Raw genomic sequence first — 26,162 nt, 5'->3', positions numbered from 1 at the left:
TAATTGTTAAATGTTGGTTTTTTTAACCACTCACCTCTAATTTAATCATAAACTCTTGTTTTTCGACAAAACTCAAAAAAATAAATTCATTAAAAATCATGATCTTAATTTTTTTTTGATCTCTGGCACAACCTTTGTAATAGATATTGCGACTTAACTATTATAAAACTTGGAGAACAAAATGAAAACTTTACTTATTACCACTTTAACAACGGCTTTATTATCTTTCAATAGCTTTGCAGGCGACACTGCTGATATTAAAAACATGGCTAGTCTGATGGCTAAAACAGGTTTACATCAACTTAATACGCAATTAAAGATCAATACAAAAGCTAAAACCCAGCAAGCTATTATGACCCTGGCTTTAACAACTAATAATAATGCTGCCATTTTAGTTGCAAACATTCCCACTAAAAATAATGCTCAAATAAAGCATACAGCTCAAGTTATGGATGAGTAAGGATTGATTATGCCAAGCTTAGCGCTTATTTTTACACTATTGATGTTACCTGCTGTGTTCTTATTGCTAGCATCGGTGGTCGTAAGCCTATTAGAAAGTAGTCATGAGCAACAACTTATTGATGAACAAGCTGTAAGTTAAGCGCAGGGGATTTGTTGTACCCTGCTAATTTATATTGCCTAATCAACTGTACATATATCAATTAATTCGTTATTTTTTAAGTCTTATTCAAAAATGAATGACACTAACTATGCTTTCGGCTTATCAGCAAATAGTATCGTGCCAACAATTGCATGATTTACTTTTTTCTACTAACAATTTAACAGTAGATCCTAAAAAACAACCTTCGAACATTATTCTTCTCGATGCGAGTATACCTCCTGTTGGTAAAATGCGCTCTCCGGTAAAGCACTGGCCAAATTTTGCGTTGCCAAATGCCAAACGATTCGATTTAAATAAAAACTTTTCTGATTTATCAAATTCATTACCCCATACAATGCCAAGTGTTGAATACTTTCAGCAACAAGCGCAGGCGCTAGGTGTGATGAATGATAGCCAAATTATTGTCTACGATGACCAAGGCTTATTTTCAGCTGCACGTGCCTGGTATATGTTTAGAGCCATGGGGCATAAAAATGTTGCGGTACTTGACGGCGGTTTACCTGCATGGCTTGAATTAAACTACCCCGTTTCATCAGGCTTATCTTACCCTACTGAAATTGGTAACTTCACTGCGAAGTTTTATAAAGAATATTTCTGTAGCAGCCAAGATATATTCCAGCAGCTTGATACTACCGAGCTTCTTGTTATTGATGCCAGGGCAAAGGATCGTTTTGAAGGAAAAGTTGCAGAGCCACGTGAAGGGATTCGAAAAGGACACATTCCTCGCTCGGTAAATTTACCTTTTAGTGATCTATTGAAGAATGGTTTGCTGCTCCCAAAGAATATTCTAGAGGAAAAGTTTAAAAAAATTAATCCACAAGATAAACTGATGATCATGAGTTGTGGCTCTGGTGTAACCGCTTGTGTTTTAGCATTAGTGGCGGAAATGTGCGCTTATAAAAAGTTGCAAGTGTACGACGGTTCATGGAGTGACTGGGGCGGGGATCATCAACTTCCCGTGGTAACGTCTAAATAATGCCATTCTTAGTTAAAAAATAGACACCTTTCTCACGTGGTCAAATTAACCATTTTATTTGTTAATTTGACCCCATCTTCGCCTGACATATTATGTCTGTATTTTTTTTGTGAGTTATAAATCTAGTAAATTCTTTGTTAATCAATTGTTTGATTTGTTTTTGCTTAGTTGGCATGTCACTTGTAATAGAAGACATAGTAGCAAGTTAAGCGTTAACTCATTGAGCTGACACTTAACGAGCCATTACATTAAAAACCAAATAGAAGCGCATTTGCGTAGGAGAATGGATTATGGGCATGTTTTCACGTTTTACAGATATTATTAACGCTAACCTAAACAATATATTGGATAAAGCCGAAGACCCTGAAAAAATGGTTAAATTGATCATTCAGGAAATGGAAGAAACTTTGGTTGAAGTACGCTCTACTGCAGCTAAAAATATTGCCGAAAAGAAAACGTTGATGCGCCAAATCGCCTCATTAGAAACAAGTATAAAAAATTGGCAAGAAAAAGCAGCATTAGCGATTAGTAAAGACCGTGACGATCTTGCGAAGTCAGCGCTGCATGAAAAACAAAAATGTCTAACACAAGTCTGTGAATTGCAGCATGAATTAGCACAGCTTGATGTATTTCTTAGTGCGGTTCAAGAAGACGGTCAACGGTTACAAGAAAAGCTGCAAGAAGCTAAACGTAAGCAAGATGCTTTCGTATTACGTCAAGCATCGGCTGAAGTCCGTTTGAAAGTTCGTGAAAGAGCAATCGTTTATAACATTGATGATGCGATCAGCAAATTTGAACGATACCAACAAAAAATTGATCGAGTAGAAGCTGAAATAGAGTCGTATGACTTTACGAGCAATAAAGATCTCGAAAGCCAATTTCGTGACTTAGAGACAGATGAAACGATTGATCAAGAATTAGCAGACTTAAAAAAACAAGTCGTTAATGGCTAAGGGTAAATTTATAAGATTTTAAGGAGCATCACATGATACAGGAAAATGACTATTTTATAATTATCATGTGTTTGGCTCCGGTACTCACTTTTTTTGTTAGTGCAGTATTGTTAACTATTTTAAAACATAGCGGTTGGAATTGAGGAATAAATGATGAGCTATCAACGTGAGTATTCAGTAAAAAAAACCTTAAAGAAAGATGTTTCACACAAAAAATTATCGGGTGTTTGTGCCGGTATTGCAAAATATTATGAGTTACCAAGAATAGCAATACGCATTGCCGTCATTGGAGCATTGATTATTTTCCCGCTAGCAACTGGGGTTGCTTACGTTGTGGCCGCAATATTATTACCCACAAAAGATTAATGTGAAGCAATACGCCTTAGCGGTATGTAAGCGTAATATTTACATTTAACTGACTAACAAGACAATAAAGAAAAGCAGGAGGGACTATGTCATTTTTTAAATCGTTTATGTTAGCTATTTTTGCCACTTTATTTTTAACCTATGTGTTAGGAATAAGCTTTATCGAAATGTTTAATGTTGATCTTTATGTTGGTGAAGAGCTAATAGAGCCAATACAGGCCATTAGTGTTTCAGCAATTATTATGGTTATTTTAGTTATTTTGGCATTCACGATCGTGATGAGTGTTTTTGGTTCCTTAATTTTTATAGGATTGATGATTTTTGGTGCCCTTGCTATGGTGATGATTGGCGTTTTTTGGCCTGTTATTTTTATTGCTTTTGTTATTTGGTTATTAACACGTGATAAAAAACAAATAGCATAAAAATGAAAGAGTCAGTAAGTGTGGTTGACTCTTTCGACATGTTAATTGTTAGTGATGTTGTCTTTATAAAAATTGGGCTAAAATACTTCTACACTCGTTAGTTTTAACAAGCGCTTAAATGCTCGGTCTTGGTTAGCTATGACTTGAGGCATAGCCGGCTCGGCATGTTGTTTCATCAGTCTTCTATTGGTCATGACTAAATCTGCGGTAACTGAGCGATGACATTAGCAATATCACGGACCGTTTTTAATAAAATTTCAGGTAAAAGCGTGATTGTTTTCTTGGGTAATAATTATATTATCCATTTTGCTCCAGCTTAGTTACAATGTTCATGCAATTAAAATCATCAGTCTAAAAGGAAGTATAGCGAGAAATGAATAAAATATGTTTAATAGCAATTGTCTTATCTTTTACTTTATTTAATATAAGCAGTAATGCCCTCGCTGTTGAGCACAACAGCAATATTATTATTGAAGCCCCTTATGTGAGAGCGAGCATACCAGGCACCGATATAACTTCAGCCTACATGTCGATTGAAAATAAAAATAATGAAGCGTTAACTTTAACGGGTGTAAGTGGCTTGTTCGCCGATAGAATTGAAATTCATCAACACACTATGAGTAATGGTATGATGAAAATGCGACAAGTAGAACAGTTGGTTGTTAATGGACAAAGCAAAGTGATATTACAGCCTATGGGTTATCACTTAATGATATTCAGTGTAAAAAAAGCTTTGTTACCTGAAGAGGAAGTTTCATTAACATTGCATTTTAAGCAGCAAAAGGATCTTGTAATAACCATTCCTGTACAAAGTATCAAGCAGGAAAAACCAGCTAAAAAGCAGCATCACCACCACTAGGAGCTCAACATGACGACTAAATTCTCAAGTAAAACCTTTATCACGATTTTTTTAGCCCTTATTGTCTCCTTTTATTTTTTAGGGGTTTATTGGAGTTTTGAGCCAGAACAACTTGATATTAGAGCTGAAGTCACTCGCGATGCCGCCGCCGAGGGTGTAAGCCCTGTTGTTGGTTATACCACCACAACCGCACTGATCCGAGTAACAGAAACATTACTAAATAAGCAAGGTGGTTATCTTTCAAATGATGCCCTGCCTCCTTCAGTATTTCTAGATAATATCCCTGCGTGGGAATTAGGCGCTCTTGAAATGTCGCGAGATATGGCACTTGTTATGCGTCAAGAATTTAGTCGATCGCAGTCACAGTCAATAGAAAACAAGCACTTAAAAGTAGCACAACCCCAGTATAATATTGACCACAAAAGTTGGGCAATGCCAAGTGCCGAAAGTGAATACAATAAAGCAATTAACGAATTGTACGCCTACCGTAAAGCATTAAGCGATGTTAATAGTCAAACCGCACAGTTTTATGCACGCTCAGATAATTTACGTGATTGGATCCAAGAAGTGAATAAGCGTTTAGGCAGCTACTCTCAGCGATTAAGTGCAAGTGTTGGACGTGAGCAGTTAAATACTGACTTAGCGGGCGACAGTGAGGCTCAACAATCAACATATACTCAAGCTAGCGTTGTGTTAAAAACGAGTTGGTGGAAAATTGATGATGAATTTTACGAAGCACGTGGAGCATGTTGGGCGTTATTACACTTTTTACGAGCTGTAGAGATTGATTTTAATGACGTTTTAGAGAAGAAAAATGCTAAAGTAAGCGTACAGCAAATTATTAGAGAGCTAGAAGCAAGTCAAGAATCCATATGGAGTCCGATGATTCTTAATGGCGATGGCTTCGGTTTATTAGCTAATCATTCTTTAGTCATGGCAAATTATATTTCGCGTGCTAATGCAGCACTAATTGATTTAAATGACTTGTTAAGTCAAGGATAATAAAGGATTAAACATGAAAAAAACAGCATTGGCCGTACTTGTTACCGGTTTACTTTCAACATCTGTTATGGCTGATACCATTGCAGGACTTTATATTGGTGGGTCAATATGGAGTAATGAAGCTACGGGTACTTTTGGTGAAAACAATAACTTAGTTGATTTTAATTTAAAAGATCAAGAGCAAGGTTCTTTCTATATCGCTTTGGAACACCCTTTACCGCTTATACCAAATTTAATGATTGCCTCAACAACATTAGACACCGATGGTTCTACTGTTTTAACGCAAAATTTTGAGTTTGAAGGGCAAACTTTTAATTCAACAACACCTGTTGAAAGCACGTTTGATGTTAGCTATGTTGATTACACGCTATATTATGAACTCTTTGATAATGGCATTTTATCTTTTGATTTTGGTTTAACCGGTCGTGATTTTGATGGAGATATAACGGTTGCATCATCAAGTGAAAGTGCAAAGCTGGCTGTAACTGAAATAATTCCAATGCTCTATGTTTCAACCATTATTGGCTTGCCAGGTACGAGCTTTAACCTTTTTGCTAATGGTAACTTGTTATCAATAGATGACCATAAATTGTATGACTACCAAGTCGGTGTAAGTTATGAATTGATTGATAATTTAGCTGTTGATGTGAACTTAACCGTTGGTTACCGAGCGGTAAAACTTGAACTTGAAGACTTAGATAATTTATATACAAACATTGACTTTAAAGGGGCTTTTGCTGGCGTTGTTGTTCACTTTTAAAAAATTATTTTATAGCACTTAAATCCTGCAAAAAATATATTGATAGTTTTAATTAATGGCCAGTAGCTTAAGCTTCTGGTCTTTTTTTATTTTAAATTTTATTTTCAATTTAAGGTTATTTTATGGCTAAGTTCATCATTTATTTTCTTGCGAATAAATGTGTTTAGCAAATGAGAATGAACAACAGCTTGCTCTATTTTAATTCTTTTAACTAGTATTGATGGATTAATCTGCACGACTAGCGTTTATTGTGATTTAGACTTATTTGATAGCTTCTAACTAAAAACCTGAATACGCTTTGTGTTATTAGTTAATATGTTTGGTGATGTTGTTATTAAGTCCTATACATGTAAACAGGATTAAAAAAAGGCTTTTGATCATCATCAAAAGCCTTTTTTACTTTACTCTATATCACTATTGTTACTTTTTCTTACGACGTAACAAAAGAGCTGGGATTAGTAATAATGACATCCAACCTGTTGAACCACCAGAGCTAGATTTTTTGGGTTCTACTACCGGTACTACAGCTGGTTTTGGTTGCTCAGAAGCTTCATCTTTTAAGTTATTCACATTAACGGTAACTAATACAGCATCAGAGACATTACCGACACTATCAATAGCATTTACTTCTAATGTTATAACTGTTAATCCAGCATCATAATCAAGTAGTGTTGAGTCAGCTACTTTAATTGTTCCATCACGTTCCATCATTACAGCAACTGATGATGATGACTGAATGAAGTATTCTGCAACAGGGCTAGTATATAAATCTGGGTCTGTAGCAATAACATTCCCAATAACAGTGCCATCAGCCGTATTTTCGTCAACAGAGAATGATTGGTCCGGTGTGACAACTGGAGCAACACCTTCTTCTTGTGTTGGCTTAGCTACTAACGGGTGTGAACCTGAGTCAGATAACATAACAAAATCTTGTCCAGATGTGAGTAAACGAGCTGTTTCACCAACAGCAAGTATTTCAACTTCTTCTCTTTCATCGTCAATAAGTCTTACCGCTTCATTTGATAAGGCAAAATCAACGCCTGTTGCTGTTGCTAAATCTAGACCAGTGTTGTTATAGAAGTCACGAAGAGAGTCTGAAATACGGAATCTAACGGTAGCATCTACAGAACCAAGATCAGTTGCACTTAAACCAACATCTTCAATACATGACTGTATTGTTACAAAGTTATTACCAGAAGTGAAAAATACATCGCCTACTCCACCACTGAAGCTACCCCATCTTGATGTAAATGAAACTATAGCCCCTGCTGGGAAATTTCCAAAAGCTGAATAATCTAATGCTTGTGCAGAATATTCAAATATTCCATCAGAATTCATATCAAAGTCAGCATAAAAACCACCGGCAACAGTTGATGTAAAACCATCCGCCATTGTGAAAGTAGTAAAAATAGCATAACCACTTGCACAATATTCAACAGGAACATCAAGTACTTCAATTGAAGCTGCTTGTAAGTCTAAATAAGCACTATCACCAACTTCATCTTCTGCAGTTAATGGAACTGCAAATGCTTCTAGATCTTTAATACCAGTGTTAGTGATAAATCGTTTAACACCTTCGTCTGTGATAACCGCAGTAACTTCTACAGATGCCGACGCTTTTGGTAGTAAGTGATATACAAGATGGAAGTTTTCTTCGCCATCAGTGAAAACTAATGCACCATCAAACTCTAATGTTGTTAAGTCATCAGAACCACTTGGCGAAGCAAGTTTATCAGACGTTAATGTCCACTCATGTAGTTTTGCTGGATCTACTGTTAACGATACATCAATATCGATAGAGCCACCAGCAGGTACAGTAACACTTGCCGGGTAACTAAAGCTAATGGCACCGGTTGCCGTATCATCAGCAAAACGCTCATCTAAAGAGAGTGAGTAGTTCTTTGCACTTGAAGTAAAGTTTTTGATTGTAACCGTTTTAGTCACTTCTTCAGTTGCTGAAAGATTCATCAATCCATAAGCAAGAGCAGCTTGTTTCGTGTTTTTATCCCAAGCAGCAACAGGAAGTTTTGATGCTTTTTCTACATCAACTAAACCTGCACCTATAAAACTAATAGGAGCAAGAGCTGCTTCAGGGTCAATAGAGCGAGGCTCCATAGTGATATCTAAATTAGCCGAGTTCATCAATGTTGCTTTAATTTCAAGAGAGGTTCTATTAGGTAGTGCTTCTCTTAACAATGCCATAGCACCGGCAGTCATTGGGCTTGAAAATGAAGTGCCACTGATAGGTGTTAAACCTGTTCCTGTTCCTGGTTCTGCAGTTAAAATGTCAACACCCGGAGCCGTTATTTCAGGCTTTAACCAACCATCAGAAGATGGACCGCGTGAAGTAAATGAGGCGATTGCGCCAGCTGTTGTTATTGCCGTTGAAGAAAAAGAGAAAGTAACAGCGTCATCACCCGCTATTGCTTCTTTTATTGCAACGCCATCTTCAAAAGAAATACCTACAGATGGAATTGTCGCATTATCATCTGCGCCACCTAAACCAACAGGTCCACCTTCTGGAATGTTATTAGCGATAATTACAAAGACAGCACCTTTACTTTGTGCATTTATTACTTTAGTTGTGAAATTACAAGCACCACGGTCGATAAGTACAACTTTACCCGTAAAGTCTGTACCGTCTGCGAAAGGGTCACATGCTGTTTGGTTTGTATCAGTATATACAATCGAACTATCGGCATCTGTAAAAGAGAACACGATATCTTTATTAAAGCCAGCGGCATTTGCATCAATTGTTGCACTATTAAAGCTTGAAACAACAAGCCCTGACTCTACTGTTGGGTGAGTCATAGCACCAACAGACATCACATTTTTAGTTGTACTTGGACCACCCACAATAAACGGAGTTGCACCATCATTACCTGCAGATATAGCAACACTTACACCTAACATTGCTGCTTTATCAAGTAATTCTTGTACTGCACCACCTCTAGTTGTACCAAAATCTCCACCAAGAGACATATTGATAACGTCAACACGGTCTGCAATGTCTCCATCACTATTTGGATCCATTGCCGCTTCTAACGCTAGTAATTGAGCTAAACCGGGACAACCGCTCTCACATACTTTGTAAACGTATAATTCAGCTTCTGGAGCTAAACCAAGAACAGAATGAGAGACATGGGTACCATGAGATGTGCCATAATCGATCGGATCATTGTCGTAATCAATGAAATCATAACCACCAATAACGCTACCTTGTGGCCAAACGGGTAAGTCAGCAGTATCGGCAGTTGCTTCTGCATATGCTTCAACAGTACCTGCGCCGCCCATAGCTGCATGAGTATAATCAACACCAGTATCAAGAACTGCTACGCGTATACCTTTACCTGTTGCTACACCAGAAGTTACTAGCGCAGTACCTTTCATGTACTGAGCACTTGCTTCGACATTTAATTCATAATCATAAATAGGTAAAATATCTTTAACCGAAGGGTTGTTAAGTAACTCTTTAAATAATACAGGGTTGCCTTTTACGACAATACCACTTACTAAATTTTTAGTTTGAGCAAGAATTTCAATATCTTGTGATAATGCGTTTACAGCAGCAATAACATCTTGTTGTGTTTTGTTAATGTTTATAGTCGCTTGAGTTGAAGCAGACGGTGTCAAAAAGCCATTTAAAGAACGCTCAGATAAAGAAGGAGTATTTAACTTTATTAACCAAGTAGTAGGTTTCTGTGCCAAATCTTCTAATTTTACTTTACCTGATTTCATAGCAACATTAGGTTGATTTGTAAAATTATATTTCTGGTACTTTTCTGCGGCAAAAGCTGTCACTGTTAAGCTTGATGTAATCGCGATAGCTAGTAATGTTTTATTTAGCATTTTTTATCCTTGTCATGTTTATTAATAATTATTGTTTTTATTTGGTTTTGATGTAAATTTTTGATGTAAATTTTTTGACGTTAAGTCGGTTAATATATTCACATATATTTAACTTGTCTAGGCAAATTTTTGAGAGTGTAGTTTTTGATTTGTAATTATTTGTAATTATGTACAATTATGTACAATTATGTATACGTTCTACAGATTCTGATTACATATATTGTTTATGGGCATTTAGGTATGGTAGGCGCAACAATAAATATTTATGCTAAAAGGGAGTTATAAATATTTATTGTTAATCTGATTTTTAGAGCTATGAGCGTAATTCTAGTTTTGCTTCATCAAACTTATAAGTGGTTAAGCAATATTCACACGTCATTGATACACAACCTTGCTCTTCGATAATACTTGCCAATTCGCTTGGCGCAACCTGAGCAATAGCGGTTAAGCACTTTTCTTCAGAGCAGCTACATTGGTAATTAACATCTTGAGGTTCAAATAAGCGAACCTCTTCTTGATGATACAAACGATACAACAAACTCTCTGCGTCTAATGAAAATATTTCATCGGGTCTAATTGTATTGGTCAGTTGGCACAAGTGTTCAAAATCACTGAGTTGCTTTTCTTTGTTATCACCGTCGGGAAGTAGCTGAATTAAACTACCGGCAACCTGAGTATTATCGTTATTGTTAAATAACCAAATTTTCGTGGGTATTTGCTCTGAAACCTCAAAGTAATGCGCTAAACAATCGGCTAAGTTATCTTTATCAAGTGCAACAACACCTTGGTAAGGTTCGCCTTTTTCAGGACGTATGGTAATCACCATCGTGCCTTTACCGACTAAAGCTCTCAAGCCAACACCTTCAGTTGGCTCGGCTAAACGAGCGATACCGCGCATATTTTGATTATGATCGCCATTAACTGACATGTAGCTAATAGGTCCATCTCCTTGCAACTGCACAGTGATTTCCCCTTCAAACTTCAAAGTAGCAGTCAGCAAACAAGTTGCTGCAACTAACTCTCCTAACAATGTTTGCACACCCAAAGGGTATTCATGCAAAGCAATTATTTCTTGATACGTCTTGGTTAGTTGTACAAGCTCACCACGAGCATGTTTACCATCAAACAAATAGCGATTTAATACATCAGTTTTAGCCGTCACAGTTACATCCTCTCTTTAAATTCTTTTAGTTTTCGACGTTGTTTCTTATCAGGTTTAGTGTCGCTTGCCGGACTAAGTAAGATACCTTGTTTACGGGCAAAGGCATTTTTTTCACGCACAGCAACACTGTTATCTGTTTCTTGGTAAAGCGTTTGAGCAAAATTCGCATCTCGGCGTGTATCTGCTAGGGCAAGAACAATAATTTCTCGTTCTTCATAACTTTGGCGAAGCACAACTTTGTCACCTAAAGTAACGGCTTTACCCGACTTGGTTCGTTGACCATTATAGAACACCTTACCACCATCAATCATTTGTTTAGCAATAGCGCGAGTTTTATAAAAACGAGCAGCCCATAACCATTTGTCTAAGCGAATTGACGTGTTTTCAATTTTAGGCTGATTATGTTTCATATAATTGTCATTATCCTCTAAATAAATGCCGCGGCGAAAATATCATAATGGTTTATAATGTCTAGTTTTTTTAAACGGTGAATAGGTGAACTGGCAATATTAGTTTGCATATAATAGAACTAAATTGTTAATAAATATTTTATTCGCTATTCTATCCTTGTTGATAGTGTCTAGCTCAAGTACTATCAGGTAACAATAATAAAAACCCATATGAATTTTTATAAAGATAACCATGCAATTACCTTCAAACTTTTCTAATGCAGCCGACTTTCTCTCACAATTACCTCAGCAAAAAATAGCTAAGGTGATCAGTGCGCTTTTATTAGTTTATATTGCCTACGTTCTCGCCCAAATTTCTTGGCTTATTGCTCCTAGTGGGCAATATAAAACTTCTTCAAATGTCACCGTAAAACTTGCAACACACAACACCCCAAAAACTACAATTAGTTTAACAGATTTAAAGACATTGAACTTATTTGGTGTGTACACCGACAATATAGAAAAAGTTGAAACTTTTGAAGTAGAAAGTGCGCCTGAAACACAATTGAATTTAACGTTGTCAGGTGCTGTTGCCAGTGATGATAAAGAGACTTCTGCTGCTGTTATTGAAAATTCAGGAAAGCAGGACACCTATAGTCCAGGCGAAACGATCACCGGAACACGTGCAGTACTTGATACTGTCTTTCGTGACAGAGTACTTTTAAGGCATGCGGGGAAGCTTGAAACATTGATGCTTGATGGTTTTGATTACAGTGAAACGATTCAGCTGGAAGCTCAAAGCCGTCCTAAAAAAACGAACGCTAACATTAGAACAATAGATGATCGGTTAACATCACCTAATGTCATTGACCAAAGAACCAATAAAATGCTCAGTAAAAGCGTTAAGTCATTCAAAGAAGACATTAATGAAGACCCAAGTAAAATCACAGACTATTTAAAAATATCACCTGAACGCAAAGAGGGGAGAATAGTAGGTTATTCGTTGATGCCGGGGAAAAATAACGAGTTTTTCCAAAACGCAGGATTGAAATCTGGCGATGTGGCTATTCAAATGAATGGTTATGACTTAACCGCGCCAAGTGATGCAGCACAAGCACTTTCCGCATTAAAACAAGACAAAGAAGTCTCGCTATTAATTGATCGTAATGGCGAAATAACAGAAATAATATTTAGTATCGGTGGTTAACCCCTTTACTTATCAAAATTGAGAATTAAGCTATGATAAATTTATCTATGCGCCAACATTTTAGCGCTCCTTGGTATAAACGTGTATTAACAGCAGGCTTAACTGTTGTGATGATGAACACCGTATTATTTAGTGCATATACAAGTGCAGCTAAATACTCTCCAAATTTCAAGGACACTGAAATTGCCGAATTTATTAATATAGTCGGTAAAAATCTCAATAAAACCATGATCGTTGACCCCAACGTTCGTGGCAAAGTTAATTTACGCACCCAAGACGAGTTAACCGAACAACAATATTACCAAGTCTTCTTAAATGTGCTTGAAGTTTCTGGTTTCGCTGCTGTTGAAATGGACAATAATGTGGTCAAAGTTATTCGTAATAAAGATGCGAAGACCTCATCTATTCCCGTTGTTGGTGACGAAAACCCTGGCATAGGTGATGAAATGGTTACCCGTGTTGTTGAAGTTAAAAATGTAACCGTGCGTGAATTAACACCCTTGCTTCGTCAGCTTTCTGACCAAGCTGGTGGCGGCAATGTGGTTGATTATAGCCCTGCTAATGTCATCATGCTTACGGGTACTGCTGCCGTTGTTAATCGCTTAGTCAATATTATTGAACGTGTCGATAAAGCGGGCGACCAAGATGTACAAATCATTAAATTGCAATATGCATCTGCCGCAGAAATGGTGCGTATCATTGAAGCGATGAATAAATCAACACAAGGGAAGTCGGGTACATCAACCTTCCTTATTCCTAAAATAGTGGCAGATGAGCGGACTAATAGTGTGATAGTGAGTGGCGAATCTCAAGCGCGAGCTCGTGTCGCTAAATTGATTTCTCGTTTAGACAGCGAATTAGAAACTAACGGCAACACCCGTGTTTATTATTTAAAATATTCAAAAGCTGAAGATTTAGTTAAAGTTTTAGAAGGTGTCAGCAAATCAATAGAAGCAGAAAATAGCTCATCACAAGGCGGTAAACAAAGTAGTAAAAAACGTAATGTTAGTATTGATGCCCATGAAGACACGAATACCTTAGTTATTACCGCTCAGCAAGACATGCTCCGTTCTCTTGAAGATGTTATTCGTAAATTAGATGTACGGCGTGCACAAGTCTTAGTTGAAGCAATTATTGTTGAAGTTTTTGAAAGTGACGGTGTTAGTTTAGGGGTGCAATGGTTTAGTGAAGAGGGTGGTTTTACACAATTTAACAATGGCCCTGCGCCAATTAGTGCTGTTGCAGCAGCAGCTGAGTCTGCACAAACTACTGCCGGAGATCCTGGATCATTTATCACTAACTCTTTAGGTGAAATTATAGGGCAAAATCCAGCAGGTAACGATATCAAAGGAGACTATTCATTAGCTGCAACCTTACTCGGTTCAGTTAGCGGTGGCATGTTTGGTATCATGAAAAATGGCTGGGGCGCTATTATACAAGCGGTGAGTAACGACACTAACTCTAATATTCTTGCAACGCCAAGTATTACCACACTTGATAATGAAGAGGCCCATTTCTTAGTGGGTCAAGAAATTCCAATTCTTACTGGCTCGTCTACAGGCAGTAATAATGGTAATCCTTTTCAAACCGTAGAACGCCAAGAAGTAGGAATAAAGCTAACCGTTACGCCACAAGTTAATGAAGGCAGTGGCGTGCAATTAACGATTGAGCAAGAGGTTTCTTCCGTCAGCGGTGCTACAGGTGTTGATATTTCTATTAATAAACGTGAAATAAAAACAGTGGTCATGGCTGATTCTGGCGCGACAGTAGTTCTTGGTGGCTTAATAGATGAAGATGTACAAGAAAGTGTGCAAAAAGTCCCGTTACTCGGAGACATTCCTTTTATTGGTCACTTATTTAAATCGACAACAACTTCAACACGTAAACGTAATCTCATGGTTTTCATTCGCCCAACCATTATTCGTGATGGCAAAATGATGAATGAAATCAGTAAAGATAAATATAACTATATTCGTGCTACTGAAATACGTAAACAAGAAGAAGGCTTGTCATTAATGAGTGATGAAAAAATGCCGTTATTACCTGAGTGGAATGACAAGTTGGCGTTACCTCCTTCATTCGATGAATACATGAAAGGAAGTCAATTAAAAGCGCCTAGTTTATTACCACCTGCTGTTGATGCCAAAGATGACAATTCATCAACTTCAGATGTAAAAGAACAATAATATGGCTGATCTTGACACGAGCGAAGCCATTGAAAGCATTTCCACCTTAAATGTCACAAGTCATGTGCAAAATATAGTGGAAGAAACCGTGCTGATAACCCGCCTACCTTTTAATTTTGCAAAGCGCCATAGTGTACTTATTAGCAAAAATAATGACCAATACACATTACACTGCTTGGCGAATGTTAGCAGTGCGGCCGTATTAGAAGTGCGTAGGGTATTAAAGACCACTTTTGCCATTGAGTTTCATTCATTAGATGAATTTGAACAGTTGCTGACTATTTCGTATCAACGAGATTCATCTGAAGCTCAGCAAATGATGGAAGATATTGGTAACGAAGTTGATTTATATTCCCTTGCGGATGAGATGACTGAAACTGAAGATCTTCTTGAGAATGAAGACGATGCCCCTATCATTAAATTGATTAACGCGATGTTGAGTGAAGCAATAAAGGAAAATGCTTCAGATATACACATTGAAACGTTTGAATCTACATTACAAATTCGTTTTCGAGTCGATGGTGTTTTAAGGGAAGTGTTGAAGCCTAATCGCAAACTTGCTTCATTACTCGTTTCTCGTATTAAGGTCATGGCAAAACTTGATATCGCTGAAAAACGTATTCCTCAAGATGGCCGGATTTCTTTGCGCATTGCCGGTCGAGCTGTTGATGTGCGTGTTTCAACAATGCCAACCGGTCATGGCGAGCGTGTCGTGTTACGTTTACTTGATAAAAACTCAGTACGTCTTGATCTTGAAGATTTAGGCATGACACTTGCTAATCGTAAAAAGTTTTCAAAACTTATTGATAAACCACACGGTATTATTTTAGTTACCGGTCCAACGGGGTCGGGTAAAAGTACCACGCTTTATGCGGGGTTAAGCCAGATTGACTCAAAAGAGCGCAATGTATTAACCGTTGAAGACCCCATCGAGTATGCTATTGAAGGTATTGGGCAAACTCAAGTTAACACCAAAGTGGATATGACCTTTGCTCGTGGCTTGCGCGCGATTCTTCGTCAAGATCCCGATGTGGTTATGGTGGGTGAAATTCGCGATTTAGAAACAGCCCAGATTGGTGTACAAGCAAGTTTGACCGGGCACTTAGTGATGTCAACATTGCATACTAACAGTGCCGCTGGCGCAATAACCCGCATGGAAGATATGGGTGTCGAGTCATTTTTGTTATCATCAAGCTTGTTGGGTGTGCTAGCCCAGCGACTCGTTAGAACGTTGTGCCCACATTGTAAAGAAAGCCATTTACCTGATGAGCCGGAACTTAAATTACTGGAACTACCTAAAGATAATACGCAAAAAATATATCGTGCTATTGGTTGTAGTGAATGTAGTCAAAAGGGCTATAAAGGACGCATGGGTATTCATGAGCTCATTGTTGTTGACGATAAAGTACGTGAACTCATTCATAACGGCAAAGGTGAGCAAGCTATCGAAAAGTTTATTCGCCAAAGTACGCCAAGCATTCGTCGTGATGGTTTTGATAAAGTCATCACAGGACAAACAACACTTGAAGAAGTTTTGCGTGTTACAAGAGAAGATTAACTAGAGTTTTATTATGGCAGCTTTTGATTATCAAGCAGTAAATAGCCGTGGTAAAGCGGTAAAGGGCGTTATCGAAGGCGATACACCCAGACATGTACGTGGCTTATTACGTGACAAAGGTTTGATGCCAACAGAGGTAACACCAAGCTTACAAAAAACCAAGCAAGCAGCAAATAAGTCGCGCTTTGCGGGTCGAACAAAAGTGTCCGTTGCCGAGCTTGCATTAATCACACGGCAGTTAGCAACCTTAGTAGAGTCAGGTTTACCAATTGAAGAGTCATTGCTTGCTGTTGGCGAGCAATGTGAAAAAAACAGCATGAAAAGTATGATCATGGCTGTGCGTACTAAAGTAACTGAGGGCTATGGTTTAGCAGAAAGCATGTCAGAATTTCCTTATGTATTTAGTGGTTTATATCGTGCAATGGTAGCAGCCGGTGAAAAGTCGGGCTTTTTAGACACCGTATTAAACCGTTTGGCTGACTACACAGAGCAGCGCGAGCTATTACGTTCACAAATAATTCAAGCGCTTATTTACCCTGTTATTATGACCGTAGTAGCCATCGGCGTTATTGCTATACTGCTCACTGCGGTAGTGCCGAAAATTGTTGGTCAGTTTGATCACATGGGAGCAAGCTTACCGGCGTCAACACAGTTTTTAATCAGCGCCAGTGATTTTCTCAGAGATAACGGTTTGTATATTCTTATACTAATTACCCTGCTTATTGCTGGGTTTACTCATTTAATGAAAAAGGCCACGTTCAAATTTGCTTTTCATCAAAAAGTGATCAGCCTGCCTGGCATAGGAAAAATAATTCGAGGTATTAACACCGCTCGTTTTGCACGTACCTTAAGTATCCTTACCGCTAGTGCTGTGCCTTTACTGGAAAGTATGAAAATATCAGGTGAAGTTTTAGAAAATTTATACATTAAAAAATGTGTAAAAGAATCAGCAGACAAAGTGCGTGAAGGTGCAAGTCTTCGGGTTTCTTTAGAGCAAACGAAATTATTTCCCCCGATGATGCTTCATATGATTGCCAGTGGTGAAAAAAGTGGCAAGCTTGAACACATGTTGGGTCGCTCAGCAGACAACCAAGATAGAGAGTTTGAAGCGTTGATGAATATATCGCTAAAAGCTTTTGAACCCGCCTTGATGATTGTTATGGCCGGTATCGTTCTTTTTATAGTAATGGCTATATTACAGCCTATTCTTCAGTTAAATACCTTAGTAGGAGGTTAATGTGTACGAAAAAACTCAACCAATGAAAGCGAAAAATAAACAACGAGGTTTTACCTTATTAGAAGTCATGGTTGTTATCGTGATTATCGGTTTATTAGGCAGTGTCGTTGTTCAAAACTTAATGGGTAATATGGATACAGCAAAGGTTCAAAAAGCGGTACAAGATATTAATGCCTTAGAAACCTCGTTGAGTATGTACAAAATGGATAATTATAAATATCCCAGTACAGAGCAAGGTTTGGAGGCTTTAGTTGAAGAAACTGATGTTGAGCCTTTACCGCGTCGCTTTCCAAATGGTGGTTACGTTAAACGTTTACCGGATGACCCTTGGGGTAACGAATATCAATTATTAAACCCAGGAGAAAATGGAGATATTGATATCTTTACCATGGGACCCGACGGTGAACCAGGTACCGAAGATGATATTGGTAATTGGAACCTTGGCGACTACCAGTAGGTCTTGTGAAAAAATTTAACATGAACCATTATTTTAACCGTAATAATCGACCAAACGGCTTCACTTTAATTGAAGTGATGCTGGTGATTGTGCTTGTTGGATTAATGGTTTCTGTTGTGCAGTTTACGGCCTCAGGTAACAAAACCGAAGAAACCCTTGAGCAGTCAAGTAAACGTTTTGCGGGTGTTTTCAGTATTGCTGCTGAATACGGTATGTTGAACAACATTGAACTTGGGTTAATGATTGATAAAAATGGCTATCAATTCCTAGGCTACGATGGTGTAAGTTGGTCTGATGTTTCTGAAAATGAACTGTTCAGTCGTTATAAATTACCCGAGGGTGTTGAGTTAGTTTTACAACTTGATGATTTACCCATAGAAGAACCACAATTATTTGATACTGAGTCATTTAATGAGCTGCAAGCAGAAAACACAGAGGATGAGCTAAAAGAAGAAGATGACTTAGAAAACACGAAAAAGAAGAAAAAACTCATCCCACAAATTTATATGCTCTCTGGCGGCGAAATTACACCGTTTAGCTTACGCTTTCAATTTATTGAAAATGGTTATACTGAAGCAAAACTTTACTTTAAAGTAACCGGTCTATATACCACCCCATTAAACGTCGAAGGACCACTCTTTGATGACTAATCAGGTGCAGAAATCAATGCATAAATTATCATTAGGCTTCACCTTAATTGAAGTCATGTTAGCGATGGCCATCTTTTCAATTGCGGGTATTGCCTTATTAAGTGCGGCTGACAATAACTTCAAAAATTTAAGTCACTTGGAAAGTAAAGTATTAGCCAATTGGGTTGCTTCTAATCAATTAGTTGCCGTAACTTTAGCAGAAGAGTGGCCACCTAAAAATAATAAAAAAGGCAAAGTTGAAATGGCTGGCCAAGAATGGTTTTGGCTACAAAAAGTGATTAAAACAGAAAATAAAAATATGCGCTCCGTTGTCATTGAAGTGCGCAATAAAGAAGATCAAAAATTAGCGATTACCAGCATGGTAACCTATCTGTCAAAGAGTCAGCTTTGATGAGTGTTCATATTAAGAAGCCAAAAATTAAAGGCTTTACCCTCTTAGAAGTATTAATAGCCATCGCAATTTTTTCGATGATCAGCTTGAGTAGTTTTACGATTTTTAATACGGTCTTAAAAAGTAATGAGTCTTCTAAAATTCACACAGAACGAGTCAATGAACTACAGCGTGGTTTTTTATTAATTGAACGAGATTTACTGCAAATTGCCAAGCGTAGTATGCGGCTAAATGGTGAAGAGCCGCAGGTGGACTTTTTATATACCGACAATAACAGTTTCTCAAATAGTGAGAGTACATTAGCCTTTGTTCGACACGGATGGACAAACCCGGGTTTACTCTTACCGCGCAGTACAATGCAATCAGTTGCCTACCAATTAAACGATGAAACGTTTGAGCGACTTCATTTTAATTTTGTTGATGCTATTCAAGGACAAGAGCCTAAAGTAAGGAAGCTAATCACAGAAATTGAAGCGCTAAATTTTGAATTTTACTATAATAAAAAATGGCAAAAAGAAATTATTAGCAAAAGTTTACCGCAAGCTATTGCGATAGAGCTGCTAACGAAAGATTACGGACTGATCCGCAGAGAGTTTTTAGTCGCAGGTGACAACCTTGGTAATTCAGCTGCTTTGTCAGGGAAACCGTAATGTTTGATTATCAGTTACCTCGGGCGATAAAAACAAAACCCTATCAAAATAATCGGGGTGTTGCTCTGATCACCGTTTTGCTGATTGTCGCTTTAGCCGCCGTCCTTGCAACACAAATGACAGCTCGTTTACAGTTACAAATGCAACGAACGAATAACATAACGCTAAATCAGCAAGCTTATTGGTATGCGATGGGAGCTGAAGCGTTTGCAAAAACAATATTAATTAATGCTTTTGAAGATGAAAAAGAGATCACGCATTTAGAGCAAATATGGGCGCAAGGAGAAACAAGCTATCCCGTAGATTTTGGACAAATCACCGGTGAAATCTTTGATATGCAAGCTTGTTTGAACTTGAATGCGTTAAGAACCAATTCAAGTATCACCCCTTCAGGACTTAAAAAACCGCCAATACAAGAGGCCTTTAAAGAATTAATTATTTCACTAGGCGTCGAAGGTGTTAGTCAGTTTGAAGCTGAGTATATGACCGATGCGTTAATTGATTGGCTTGATCAAGACAGTGCTATAGCGAGTGCTGGTGGAGCAGAAGATAATGACTACTCAGCAAAAGAGTTTCCTTATTTACCGGCTAATCACTATTTAGCAAGTATTACCGAGCTGCGCCTAATCGAACACTTTACTGTGCCCGTTATCAATAAATTAAAAGCGTATGTTTGCGTACTACCCAATAGTAATTTGCATGAAATAAACCTAAATACTGTTCGCATCGAACAAGCAGAACTTTTACAGGTCTTGCTAGATATTCCTCTCGCTGATGTTGAGCAAGCATTAGCTGACCGAAAAGGTGATGGTTTTAAAACAGTTAATGACTTTTTTAGTCTGCAAGCAATAGTTAAAAATAAAAAAATAACTAATGAGCAAAAGAAGCAATTTGTTGTTGACAGCCAATATTTTAAACTTAAAAGTATTGCCAGTTTTAACAACAGTTTCTTTGCGTTAAGTACTTTAATGAAAGTTGAAAGTAATAATAATATCTCTGTAGTGAGTCGTACCATAGGACGAGAGTAATGGCCGAAAAGTTATACATCCGATTAGGCAGTAGCGCGAAAGATGCGGTGCATTGGCTAATATTTAGTGACGATCAAGAAGGCATCATTGCAAGTGGGGAACTCCCCGATGCAAATGCACTAGAGCAACTCGCTGAAAAGGCAAAGCAGCGTGAAGTTATTGCCTTTATTCCAGCGAGTGACATTAGTCTGAAAAGTTTAACGGTGCCGAGTAAGTCTGCGAAAGCGATGCGCTTAGCAGTACCGTATATGCTTGAAGATGAATTAGCGCAAGACGTGGAAGATTTGTTCTTCGCTTACAGCGGGATAAAAATTGCCAATAGCAAGTATAACTGTTTTGTTGCAGTCGTTGAGTATGCTCAGCTTAAGCTATGGCAAGCGTGGTTAGAAAACGCTGATATTACCTGTAAAAAAATAATACCTGACGTACTCGCTATGCCATTGAGTAAGGCTAATGTCGGTAGTGCGATTGTCTTAGGTGAGCAAATACTGATACGACAAGGAAAGTGGCAAGGAGCCACGATAGACAACAATACTTGGCCAATTATGAGTCAGTCGCTGAGTAACACCGAAGTCGTTGTCGAAGGTAAAAGCGCGCAAGCAAAGTCAGTGGATGATGATAGCCATCACGAAGAGCCTACTTCGTTCTCTTTAAATGCTTATTCAGTCTTGCCAGAATCGACCGCTGAACTTATCATTAATGTGATGCCAGAAGAGTTACCTTTGGCGTTATTGGCTGCAACATATAGCCATGATAAAGCAGATAAATTTAACTTGTTGCAAGGTGAATTTAAAACCAAAGAACAACGTTCACCGGCGTTAACAGGCTGGTTATGGGCCGCAGGTATTGCAACGTTTGCTTTATTGCTAAATGTAGGAATTAAAGGCGCCGAATTAATGCAACTCAATAGTCAGCAGGCACAATTAGAACAGCAGATTATTAGTACCTACAAAAAGACCTTTCCTAAAACGAAGCGTGTTCGAGTGACAACTATTCGGTCTCAGCTTAAACAAAAGCTCAAAGAGGTAGGCGACTCTAGTGGTGAAAGTGGCTTTTTAGCAATATTAACCCAAGTTCAGCCAGCATTAGCCCTAGTGCCAGAAATAAAACCTCATACCTTGAAGTTTGATGGCAAGCGAAATGAAATTCGTATGCAGGCAACGGCCAGTGATTATCAATATTTTGATCAGTTAAAAATAGCCCTTGAAAAAAGCAACTTAACAGTTTCATTGGGCGCACAAAATAATCAAGGTGATCAAATTTCTGGTTCATTTAGTATTAGCAGTGATATTAATAATCAGCAATCAACGAATACAAGTAAGGGGCGATAATGAAAGTCTGGTGGCAACAATTAAAAAGCTCTGAGCAACGACTCGTTGCGATCATGAGTTTGGTGGTGGTGCTGTTTTTATTTTACAGTATCATTTGGCAGCCATTGGTTAATAACACCCAAAAAACTCAACAAAAGTTAGTGCGTCAGCAAGCACTTTTTACCTGGGTACAAGAAAGTACACAACGCTATCAACAATCTCAAAAAAGAGCTGCATCAGCCGTGAGTAATGGCAGCCTTTCTAGTATTGTAAATGGCAGTGCAGGTCGCAATAATATTTCTATCGCACGTTTACAGCCTCAAGGTGAAGACTTGCAAGTTTGGATCGATGAAGTACCGTTTATACAATTACTCAGTTGGCTTGAGTTTTTAGCTAACAATGAAGGTTTAGTTGTGAAAAGTATTGATTTAAGTAAAGCTGAACGCAACGGTGTCGTGAGAGTGCGTCGTTTACAATTAGGAAAAGGTTAATGAAAAAGTGGTTTGCTTATGGAGCAATTTTTTTTAGTGTTTATATTGTCTTTTTAATCTCTACGATGCCTGCTGCTTGGGTTATTAGTTTTATTAACTTACCCAATAATGCCCAAGTATCTGAGCTTTCAGGTACGGTGTGGCGAAGCTATGCAAAACAAGTGCGTATTGATAATGTCGATATTAATAATGTCAGTAGTGAGTTAAGTTTCTTTTCATTATTAATGCTTGATCCCAAAGTTAAGTTAACGTTTGGCGGGGCATTATTTAGTGGTCCAGAAGGGAAACTCACCGCGAGCCAATTGCTTGAAAAAATCAAGATCACCGATGCAGAGATCAGTCTAGCGGCTAATCAAATTGCTGAAAAACTCAATTTACCTATACCGTTGCAAGCGCATAACCTTATTGATATAAAGGTCGATGAATTTATTGTTGGCAAACCAATATGTCAGCAAATGACTGGGGCTATAGACTGGAAGAAAGCATCAATAACGGCATTATCAGAAAAAGTAAAATTAGGGGCTTTATCGGCTGCCTTAGCTTGTGAAAAAGGTGCTTTAGCCCTTATTATTTCACCTGAAAATGATCTTGGTTTAACGTTTTCCGCTTATGTACATAATATGAAAAGAGCTTCTGGAAATGGCTATTTAATGCCCAGTGCTAATTTTCCGGAAAAGCTTAAACCCGCTTTATCTTTTATTGGCAAGGCTGATAACCAAGGACGTTACCGCTTGAACTTTTAATCAACCAATAGGCCTGATACTAGAAAGGTTAATTCACGGTATAGTCATCCCGACTCTGGTTAGGATGACTCACGTTCATTAACTATTTAATGGGGTTTTTTCTGATTTCATCAATTAATGTTCTAAAATCTGATGTTGATGGAAAGCTATTTATAGTACGTGTCGCTTTTTGACTATCAGGATTTTCAACCGCTAATAAATGTTCAAAACCATACTGCTGGGCTGACTCTAAAATATTAATACTGTCATCAACAAACAAGGTATTACCTAGGTCAAAGCCTTGTTTTCCCTGTAAACGTTCCCATAACAATTGTGATTCTTTCGTTACCCCAAAGTCATGCGTTGAATATAAAACATCAAAATACTTATCGAGTTGAGTCAACTCAATTTTAAGTAACAAACTATCTGGATGAGCATTTGTAACAAGAATAATCTCTCGACCACTTTCGCGTAACGCCACCATAAAATCATGCGCATCACAGCGTAAACTAATTAAGTGTTGTACTTCACGCTTCAATGCTTGAATGGGTAATTTTGTTTGTTCAGCCCAATAATCTAAACAGTACCAGTCAATTGTCCCCACCACTTTTTCATAATGGATTGCCAAGTTTTCTTTTGCTTGTTCAAGTGATATCTTTGCGCTTTCGCTGTAGCGTAAAGGTAAATGATGTAGCCAAAAATAATTGTCAAAATGTAAATCGAGGATAGTGCCATCCATATCTAAAAGGACAGTGGAAATTTTTGACCAATTAAGCATTTTATTTTTCCTTTGAGCTATTATTTATTAATTATATCTAAAGTTAACGTGCTATTCTAAGACTATATTATTAATATTTAACTCTTAGGTTTTAGACCCCATGAGCAATATTCTAACACTCCCCGAAATAACCCAGCGCAAGCAAGTTGCCAAAAGCCGCTTATTTGCAATTGAACAAATAGATCTCACCTTTAGTAATGGCGAAAAACGAGAATATGAACGTATGCAAGGGTATGGTCGTGGCGCCGTGTTGATTGTACCTATGCTTGATAATGAAACATTATTATTAGTACGTGAATATTGTGCGGGCACCCATACTTATGAACTTGGTTTTCCAAAAGGGCTTATCGATGAAGGCGAAATTCCCGAGCAGGCTGCTAACCGTGAATTAAAAGAAGAAGTTGGTTATGGAGCAAAGAAACTCACACATGTTCATCGAGTCGCAACCGCTCCGGCTTTTTTCGCAGCATCAATGGAAATATTTCTCGCTGAAAATTTATATGTTGAAAAATTACTGGGTGATGAGCCTGAAGAATTAGAGATCGTTGTTTGGAAAATTGCAGACTATCAAGCTTTGTTGGCGCAACCTGATTTTAATGAAGCAAGAAGCATTGCCGCTTTAATGCTAGTAAAAGATTTAGTGAATAAAACCTCAAAATAAAAATTAAGTGAATGTTAATGAATAATGAAACGTTACTCGCCATCGCGATAGAAAGTGCGAAAAAAGCAGGTATTGAAGTCGCTAAACATTATAAAACTGGCGATTATACGGCAGAAGTGAAAGACGATAACAGCCCTGTAACCAGTGCCGATTTTGCGGCTAACGATGTCTTAATGCAAGAGCTTTCACGCTTAGCACCCGGCATTCCTATTATTTCTGAAGAAGTGGGTGTATTGTCACTTTGCGAGCGAAAAAATTGGTCACGTTATTGGTTACTTGACCCCATTGATGGTACCGGTGAGTTTATTATGGGCAGCGGAGACTTCGCGGTGAATGTTGCGCTGGTGGAGAATGGTTGGCCGAGTATTGGTGTTATTCATGCGCCTGATCATCAATTAACCTATTATGGACAAAATAAACTGGGTGCTTTTAAAGAGAACAACCTTGGCAGCAAGCAAATTCATGTCGCCCAATACGATGGTAAGCGAAAAATTAAAGTCGCGATTAGTCGCCGCCAAGAGGTCAGTCTTATGGGGCAATACCTCAATAATAAAGACTTTACCTTTGAATATGTATCACTGGGCAGTTGTTCACTTAAAAACTGTTTAATTGCTGAGGGGGGGGCCGATTGCTATTTACGTATTGGCCCAACAGGTGAGTGGGATGCCGGTGCAAGTCATTGTATTATTGAACAAGCCGGTGGTTCAATAATTGATAGTGAGTTTTTACCGTTAACTTATAACCAACGAGAAGGTTTAATGAATCCTGATTTTATGACCTTAGGCGCGAGTAATATCCCTTGGCAACAAATTGTTAAACCTCACCGAGCAAAACGCTCTTAAATTTTATATTTTTTAAAAGGACCCACTATGCGTGTTTTATCTATTTTTATATTAAGTTTTTCTTTATTCATTGCCACTCCAGCTTACAGTGCTTGGCAACTTGATTCAAAAAACTCATCGTTAACCTTTGTTTCTATTAAAAAAGGCACTATTGCCGAAAATCACCACTTTAAAACATTTTCTGGTCTTATCAACGATAGTGGCTTAGCAAATATCACCATTGACTTGAGCAGTGTTGACACCAATATTGCTATACGAGATGCGCGGATGGCTGAGTTTCTATTTGAGACAGAAAGTTTTGCACAAGCGAGCTTTAGTGCTCAGCTCAGTACCACAGATATTGACGCGATCGCTATTGGTTCAAGCGAACAAATGTCACTGAAAGGGAGTCTTAATTTACATGGTCAAGAGCAAGAGCTTATGTTGAAGGTAATGGTGGCGAAGCTATCAGAAAAAAATATGATAGTAACAACCTTGCAACCTCTTATTATTAAAGCAGAAGACTTTGCTTTAGTGGCAGGTATAAATAAATTAAAGTCATTGGCAAGTTTACCAAGCATTGCTTATGCTGTACCCGTGAGTTTTGTGTTAACTTTTAGCCAATAGTCATGAGAAACGAACACAAGTGAGTGTT

28 protein-coding genes are annotated in these 26,162 nt (G+C 38.0%); 24 read left to right on the top strand and 4 right to left on the bottom strand.

The annotated features are described in order from the left end of the window. Positions 1–181 precede the first annotated feature (181 nt). The 9 genes from H4J73_RS16445 to H4J73_RS16410 all read left to right on the top strand — a co-directional run bounded on the left by H4J73_RS16445 (position 182) and on the right by H4J73_RS16410 (position 5,960). Positions 182–460 carry a hypothetical protein gene (locus H4J73_RS16445; RefSeq protein WP_182177526.1) on the top strand — a complete coding sequence of 93 codons (279 nt, stop codon included), beginning with the start codon at positions 182–184 and terminating at the stop codon, positions 458–460. Positions 461–469: 9 nt separating this feature from the next. Next, the gene (locus H4J73_RS20665; protein WP_259366594.1) at positions 470–601 is read left to right on the top strand and encodes a hypothetical protein; all 132 of its coding nucleotides are present in this window, start codon (positions 470–472) and stop codon (positions 599–601) included. A gap of 97 nt (positions 602–698) precedes the next feature. Then, positions 699–1,598 carry a sulfurtransferase gene (locus tag H4J73_RS16440; protein WP_220460681.1) on the top strand — a complete coding sequence of 300 codons (900 nt, stop codon included), beginning with the start codon at positions 699–701 and terminating at the stop codon, positions 1,596–1,598. 290 nt (positions 1,599–1,888) lie between these two features. Further along, positions 1,889–2,551, top strand: coding sequence for a phage shock protein PspA (gene pspA / locus H4J73_RS16435; RefSeq protein ID WP_182177522.1), 663 nt, complete (start codon positions 1,889–1,891; stop codon positions 2,549–2,551). Between the two features lie 153 nt (positions 2,552–2,704). Then, the gene (locus H4J73_RS16430) at positions 2,705–2,917 is read left to right on the top strand and encodes a PspC domain-containing protein (protein ID WP_182177520.1); all 213 of its coding nucleotides are present in this window, start codon (positions 2,705–2,707) and stop codon (positions 2,915–2,917) included. A gap of 86 nt (positions 2,918–3,003) precedes the next feature. Then, on the top strand, positions 3,004–3,339 hold the full coding sequence (locus tag H4J73_RS16425) for a hypothetical protein (RefSeq protein ID WP_182177518.1): 336 nt from the start codon (positions 3,004–3,006) through the stop codon (positions 3,337–3,339). A 373-nt stretch (positions 3,340–3,712) separates the two neighbouring features. After that, the gene (locus H4J73_RS16420) at positions 3,713–4,198 is read left to right on the top strand and encodes a copper chaperone PCu(A)C (RefSeq protein WP_182177516.1); all 486 of its coding nucleotides are present in this window, start codon (positions 3,713–3,715) and stop codon (positions 4,196–4,198) included. 9 nt (positions 4,199–4,207) lie between these two features. Beyond that, a complete protein-coding gene (locus H4J73_RS16415; RefSeq protein ID WP_182177514.1) occupies positions 4,208–5,200 on the top strand; it encodes a DUF2333 family protein in 993 nt (330 codons plus the stop codon). Between the two features lie 13 nt (positions 5,201–5,213). Then, positions 5,214–5,960 (top strand): TIGR04219 family outer membrane beta-barrel protein, encoded by a 747-nt coding sequence (locus H4J73_RS16410; protein ID WP_182177512.1) that lies wholly within the window; start codon positions 5,214–5,216, stop codon positions 5,958–5,960. A gap of 420 nt (positions 5,961–6,380) precedes the next feature. Here H4J73_RS16410 and H4J73_RS16405 read toward each other — a convergent pair whose 3' ends face one another. From H4J73_RS16405 to hslR, 3 genes are all read right to left on the bottom strand, one after another. Continuing rightward, positions 6,381–9,809, bottom strand: coding sequence for a S8 family serine peptidase (locus H4J73_RS16405; RefSeq protein ID WP_182223588.1), 3,429 nt, complete (start codon positions 9,807–9,809; stop codon positions 6,381–6,383). 313 nt (positions 9,810–10,122) lie between these two features. Further along, a complete protein-coding gene (gene hslO, locus H4J73_RS16400; protein WP_182177508.1) occupies positions 10,123–10,971 on the bottom strand; it encodes an Hsp33 family molecular chaperone HslO in 849 nt (282 codons plus the stop codon). A 2-nt stretch (positions 10,972–10,973) separates the two neighbouring features. Then, positions 10,974–11,381, bottom strand: coding sequence for a ribosome-associated heat shock protein Hsp15 (gene hslR / locus H4J73_RS16395; RefSeq protein WP_182177506.1), 408 nt, complete (start codon positions 11,379–11,381; stop codon positions 10,974–10,976). Positions 11,382–11,613: 232 nt separating this feature from the next. Between hslR and gspC the strand changes: the two genes are divergently transcribed. The 12 genes from gspC (at position 11,614) to H4J73_RS16335 (ending at position 23,268) form a co-directional block, all read left to right on the top strand. Further along, positions 11,614–12,567, top strand: coding sequence for a type II secretion system protein GspC (gspC, locus tag H4J73_RS16390; RefSeq protein ID WP_182177504.1), 954 nt, complete (start codon positions 11,614–11,616; stop codon positions 12,565–12,567). 110 nt (positions 12,568–12,677) lie between these two features. Continuing rightward, positions 12,678–14,753, top strand: coding sequence for a type II secretion system secretin GspD (gene gspD / locus H4J73_RS16385; RefSeq protein ID WP_182177690.1), 2,076 nt, complete (start codon positions 12,678–12,680; stop codon positions 14,751–14,753). Position 14,754: 1 nt separating this feature from the next. Continuing rightward, positions 14,755–16,311, top strand: a complete 1,557-nt coding sequence (gene gspE / locus H4J73_RS16380; protein ID WP_182177502.1) for a type II secretion system ATPase GspE — start codon at positions 14,755–14,757, stop codon at positions 16,309–16,311. A gap of 13 nt (positions 16,312–16,324) precedes the next feature. After that, positions 16,325–17,548: a type II secretion system inner membrane protein GspF gene (gene gspF, locus H4J73_RS16375; protein ID WP_182177500.1), complete on the top strand. Its 1,224-nt coding sequence runs from the start codon at positions 16,325–16,327 to the stop codon at positions 17,546–17,548. 22 nt (positions 17,549–17,570) lie between these two features. Further along, entirely contained in the window at positions 17,571–18,005 is a 435-nt protein-coding gene (gene gspG, locus H4J73_RS16370) for a type II secretion system major pseudopilin GspG (RefSeq protein ID WP_182177688.1), read from the top strand. A gap of 5 nt (positions 18,006–18,010) precedes the next feature. Then, on the top strand, positions 18,011–18,655 hold the full coding sequence (gspH, locus tag H4J73_RS16365; RefSeq protein ID WP_310649641.1) for a type II secretion system minor pseudopilin GspH: 645 nt from the start codon (positions 18,011–18,013) through the stop codon (positions 18,653–18,655). Positions 18,656–18,671: 16 nt separating this feature from the next. Further along, on the top strand, positions 18,672–19,046 hold the full coding sequence (gspI, locus tag H4J73_RS16360) for a type II secretion system minor pseudopilin GspI (protein WP_182177684.1): 375 nt from the start codon (positions 18,672–18,674) through the stop codon (positions 19,044–19,046). Next, positions 19,046–19,696: a type II secretion system minor pseudopilin GspJ gene (gene gspJ, locus H4J73_RS16355; RefSeq protein WP_182177498.1), complete on the top strand. Its 651-nt coding sequence runs from the start codon at positions 19,046–19,048 to the stop codon at positions 19,694–19,696. Before gspI ends, gspJ begins: the two co-directional genes overlap by 1 nt. After that, positions 19,696–20,724: a type II secretion system minor pseudopilin GspK gene (gspK, locus tag H4J73_RS16350; RefSeq protein WP_182177496.1), complete on the top strand. Its 1,029-nt coding sequence runs from the start codon at positions 19,696–19,698 to the stop codon at positions 20,722–20,724. The genes gspJ and gspK overlap by 1 nt, the downstream gene beginning before the upstream one ends. After that, positions 20,724–22,055, top strand: coding sequence for a type II secretion system protein GspL (gspL, locus tag H4J73_RS16345; protein WP_182177494.1), 1,332 nt, complete (start codon positions 20,724–20,726; stop codon positions 22,053–22,055). The genes gspK and gspL overlap by 1 nt, the downstream gene beginning before the upstream one ends. Then, positions 22,055–22,525 carry a type II secretion system protein GspM gene (gene gspM, locus H4J73_RS16340; protein ID WP_182177492.1) on the top strand — a complete coding sequence of 157 codons (471 nt, stop codon included), beginning with the start codon at positions 22,055–22,057 and terminating at the stop codon, positions 22,523–22,525. The genes gspL and gspM overlap by 1 nt, the downstream gene beginning before the upstream one ends. Next, a complete protein-coding gene (locus H4J73_RS16335) occupies positions 22,525–23,268 on the top strand; it encodes a type II secretion system protein N (RefSeq protein WP_182177490.1) in 744 nt (247 codons plus the stop codon). The genes gspM and H4J73_RS16335 overlap by 1 nt, the downstream gene beginning before the upstream one ends. Before the next feature lie 82 nt (positions 23,269–23,350). On the opposite strand, the gene yrfG is transcribed toward H4J73_RS16335, so the two are convergent. Continuing rightward, on the bottom strand, positions 23,351–24,025 hold the full coding sequence (gene yrfG, locus H4J73_RS16330) for a GMP/IMP nucleotidase (RefSeq protein ID WP_182177488.1): 675 nt from the start codon (positions 24,023–24,025) through the stop codon (positions 23,351–23,353). Between the two features lie 100 nt (positions 24,026–24,125). Here yrfG and nudE point away from each other — a divergent pair, with 100 nt between their 5' ends. Genes nudE through H4J73_RS16315 form a run of 3 tightly spaced genes read left to right on the top strand, consistent with a single transcriptional unit; the run spans position 24,126 to position 26,134 of the window. Then, a complete protein-coding gene (gene nudE / locus H4J73_RS16325) occupies positions 24,126–24,686 on the top strand; it encodes an ADP compounds hydrolase NudE (RefSeq protein ID WP_182177486.1) in 561 nt (186 codons plus the stop codon). 17 nt (positions 24,687–24,703) lie between these two features. Then, the gene (cysQ, locus tag H4J73_RS16320; protein ID WP_182177485.1) at positions 24,704–25,528 is read left to right on the top strand and encodes a 3'(2'),5'-bisphosphate nucleotidase CysQ; all 825 of its coding nucleotides are present in this window, start codon (positions 24,704–24,706) and stop codon (positions 25,526–25,528) included. A 27-nt stretch (positions 25,529–25,555) separates the two neighbouring features. Then, positions 25,556–26,134 carry a YceI family protein gene (locus tag H4J73_RS16315; RefSeq protein ID WP_182177483.1) on the top strand — a complete coding sequence of 193 codons (579 nt, stop codon included), beginning with the start codon at positions 25,556–25,558 and terminating at the stop codon, positions 26,132–26,134. The last annotated feature ends 28 nt before the right edge of the window (positions 26,135–26,162 follow it).

Origin of the sequence: Colwellia sp. MB3u-41, from assembly GCF_014076845.1 — a bacterium.
Taxonomy (GTDB): domain Bacteria; phylum Pseudomonadota; class Gammaproteobacteria; order Enterobacterales; family Alteromonadaceae; genus Colwellia_A.
This window is presented reverse-complemented; position numbering and strand designations above follow the sequence as displayed.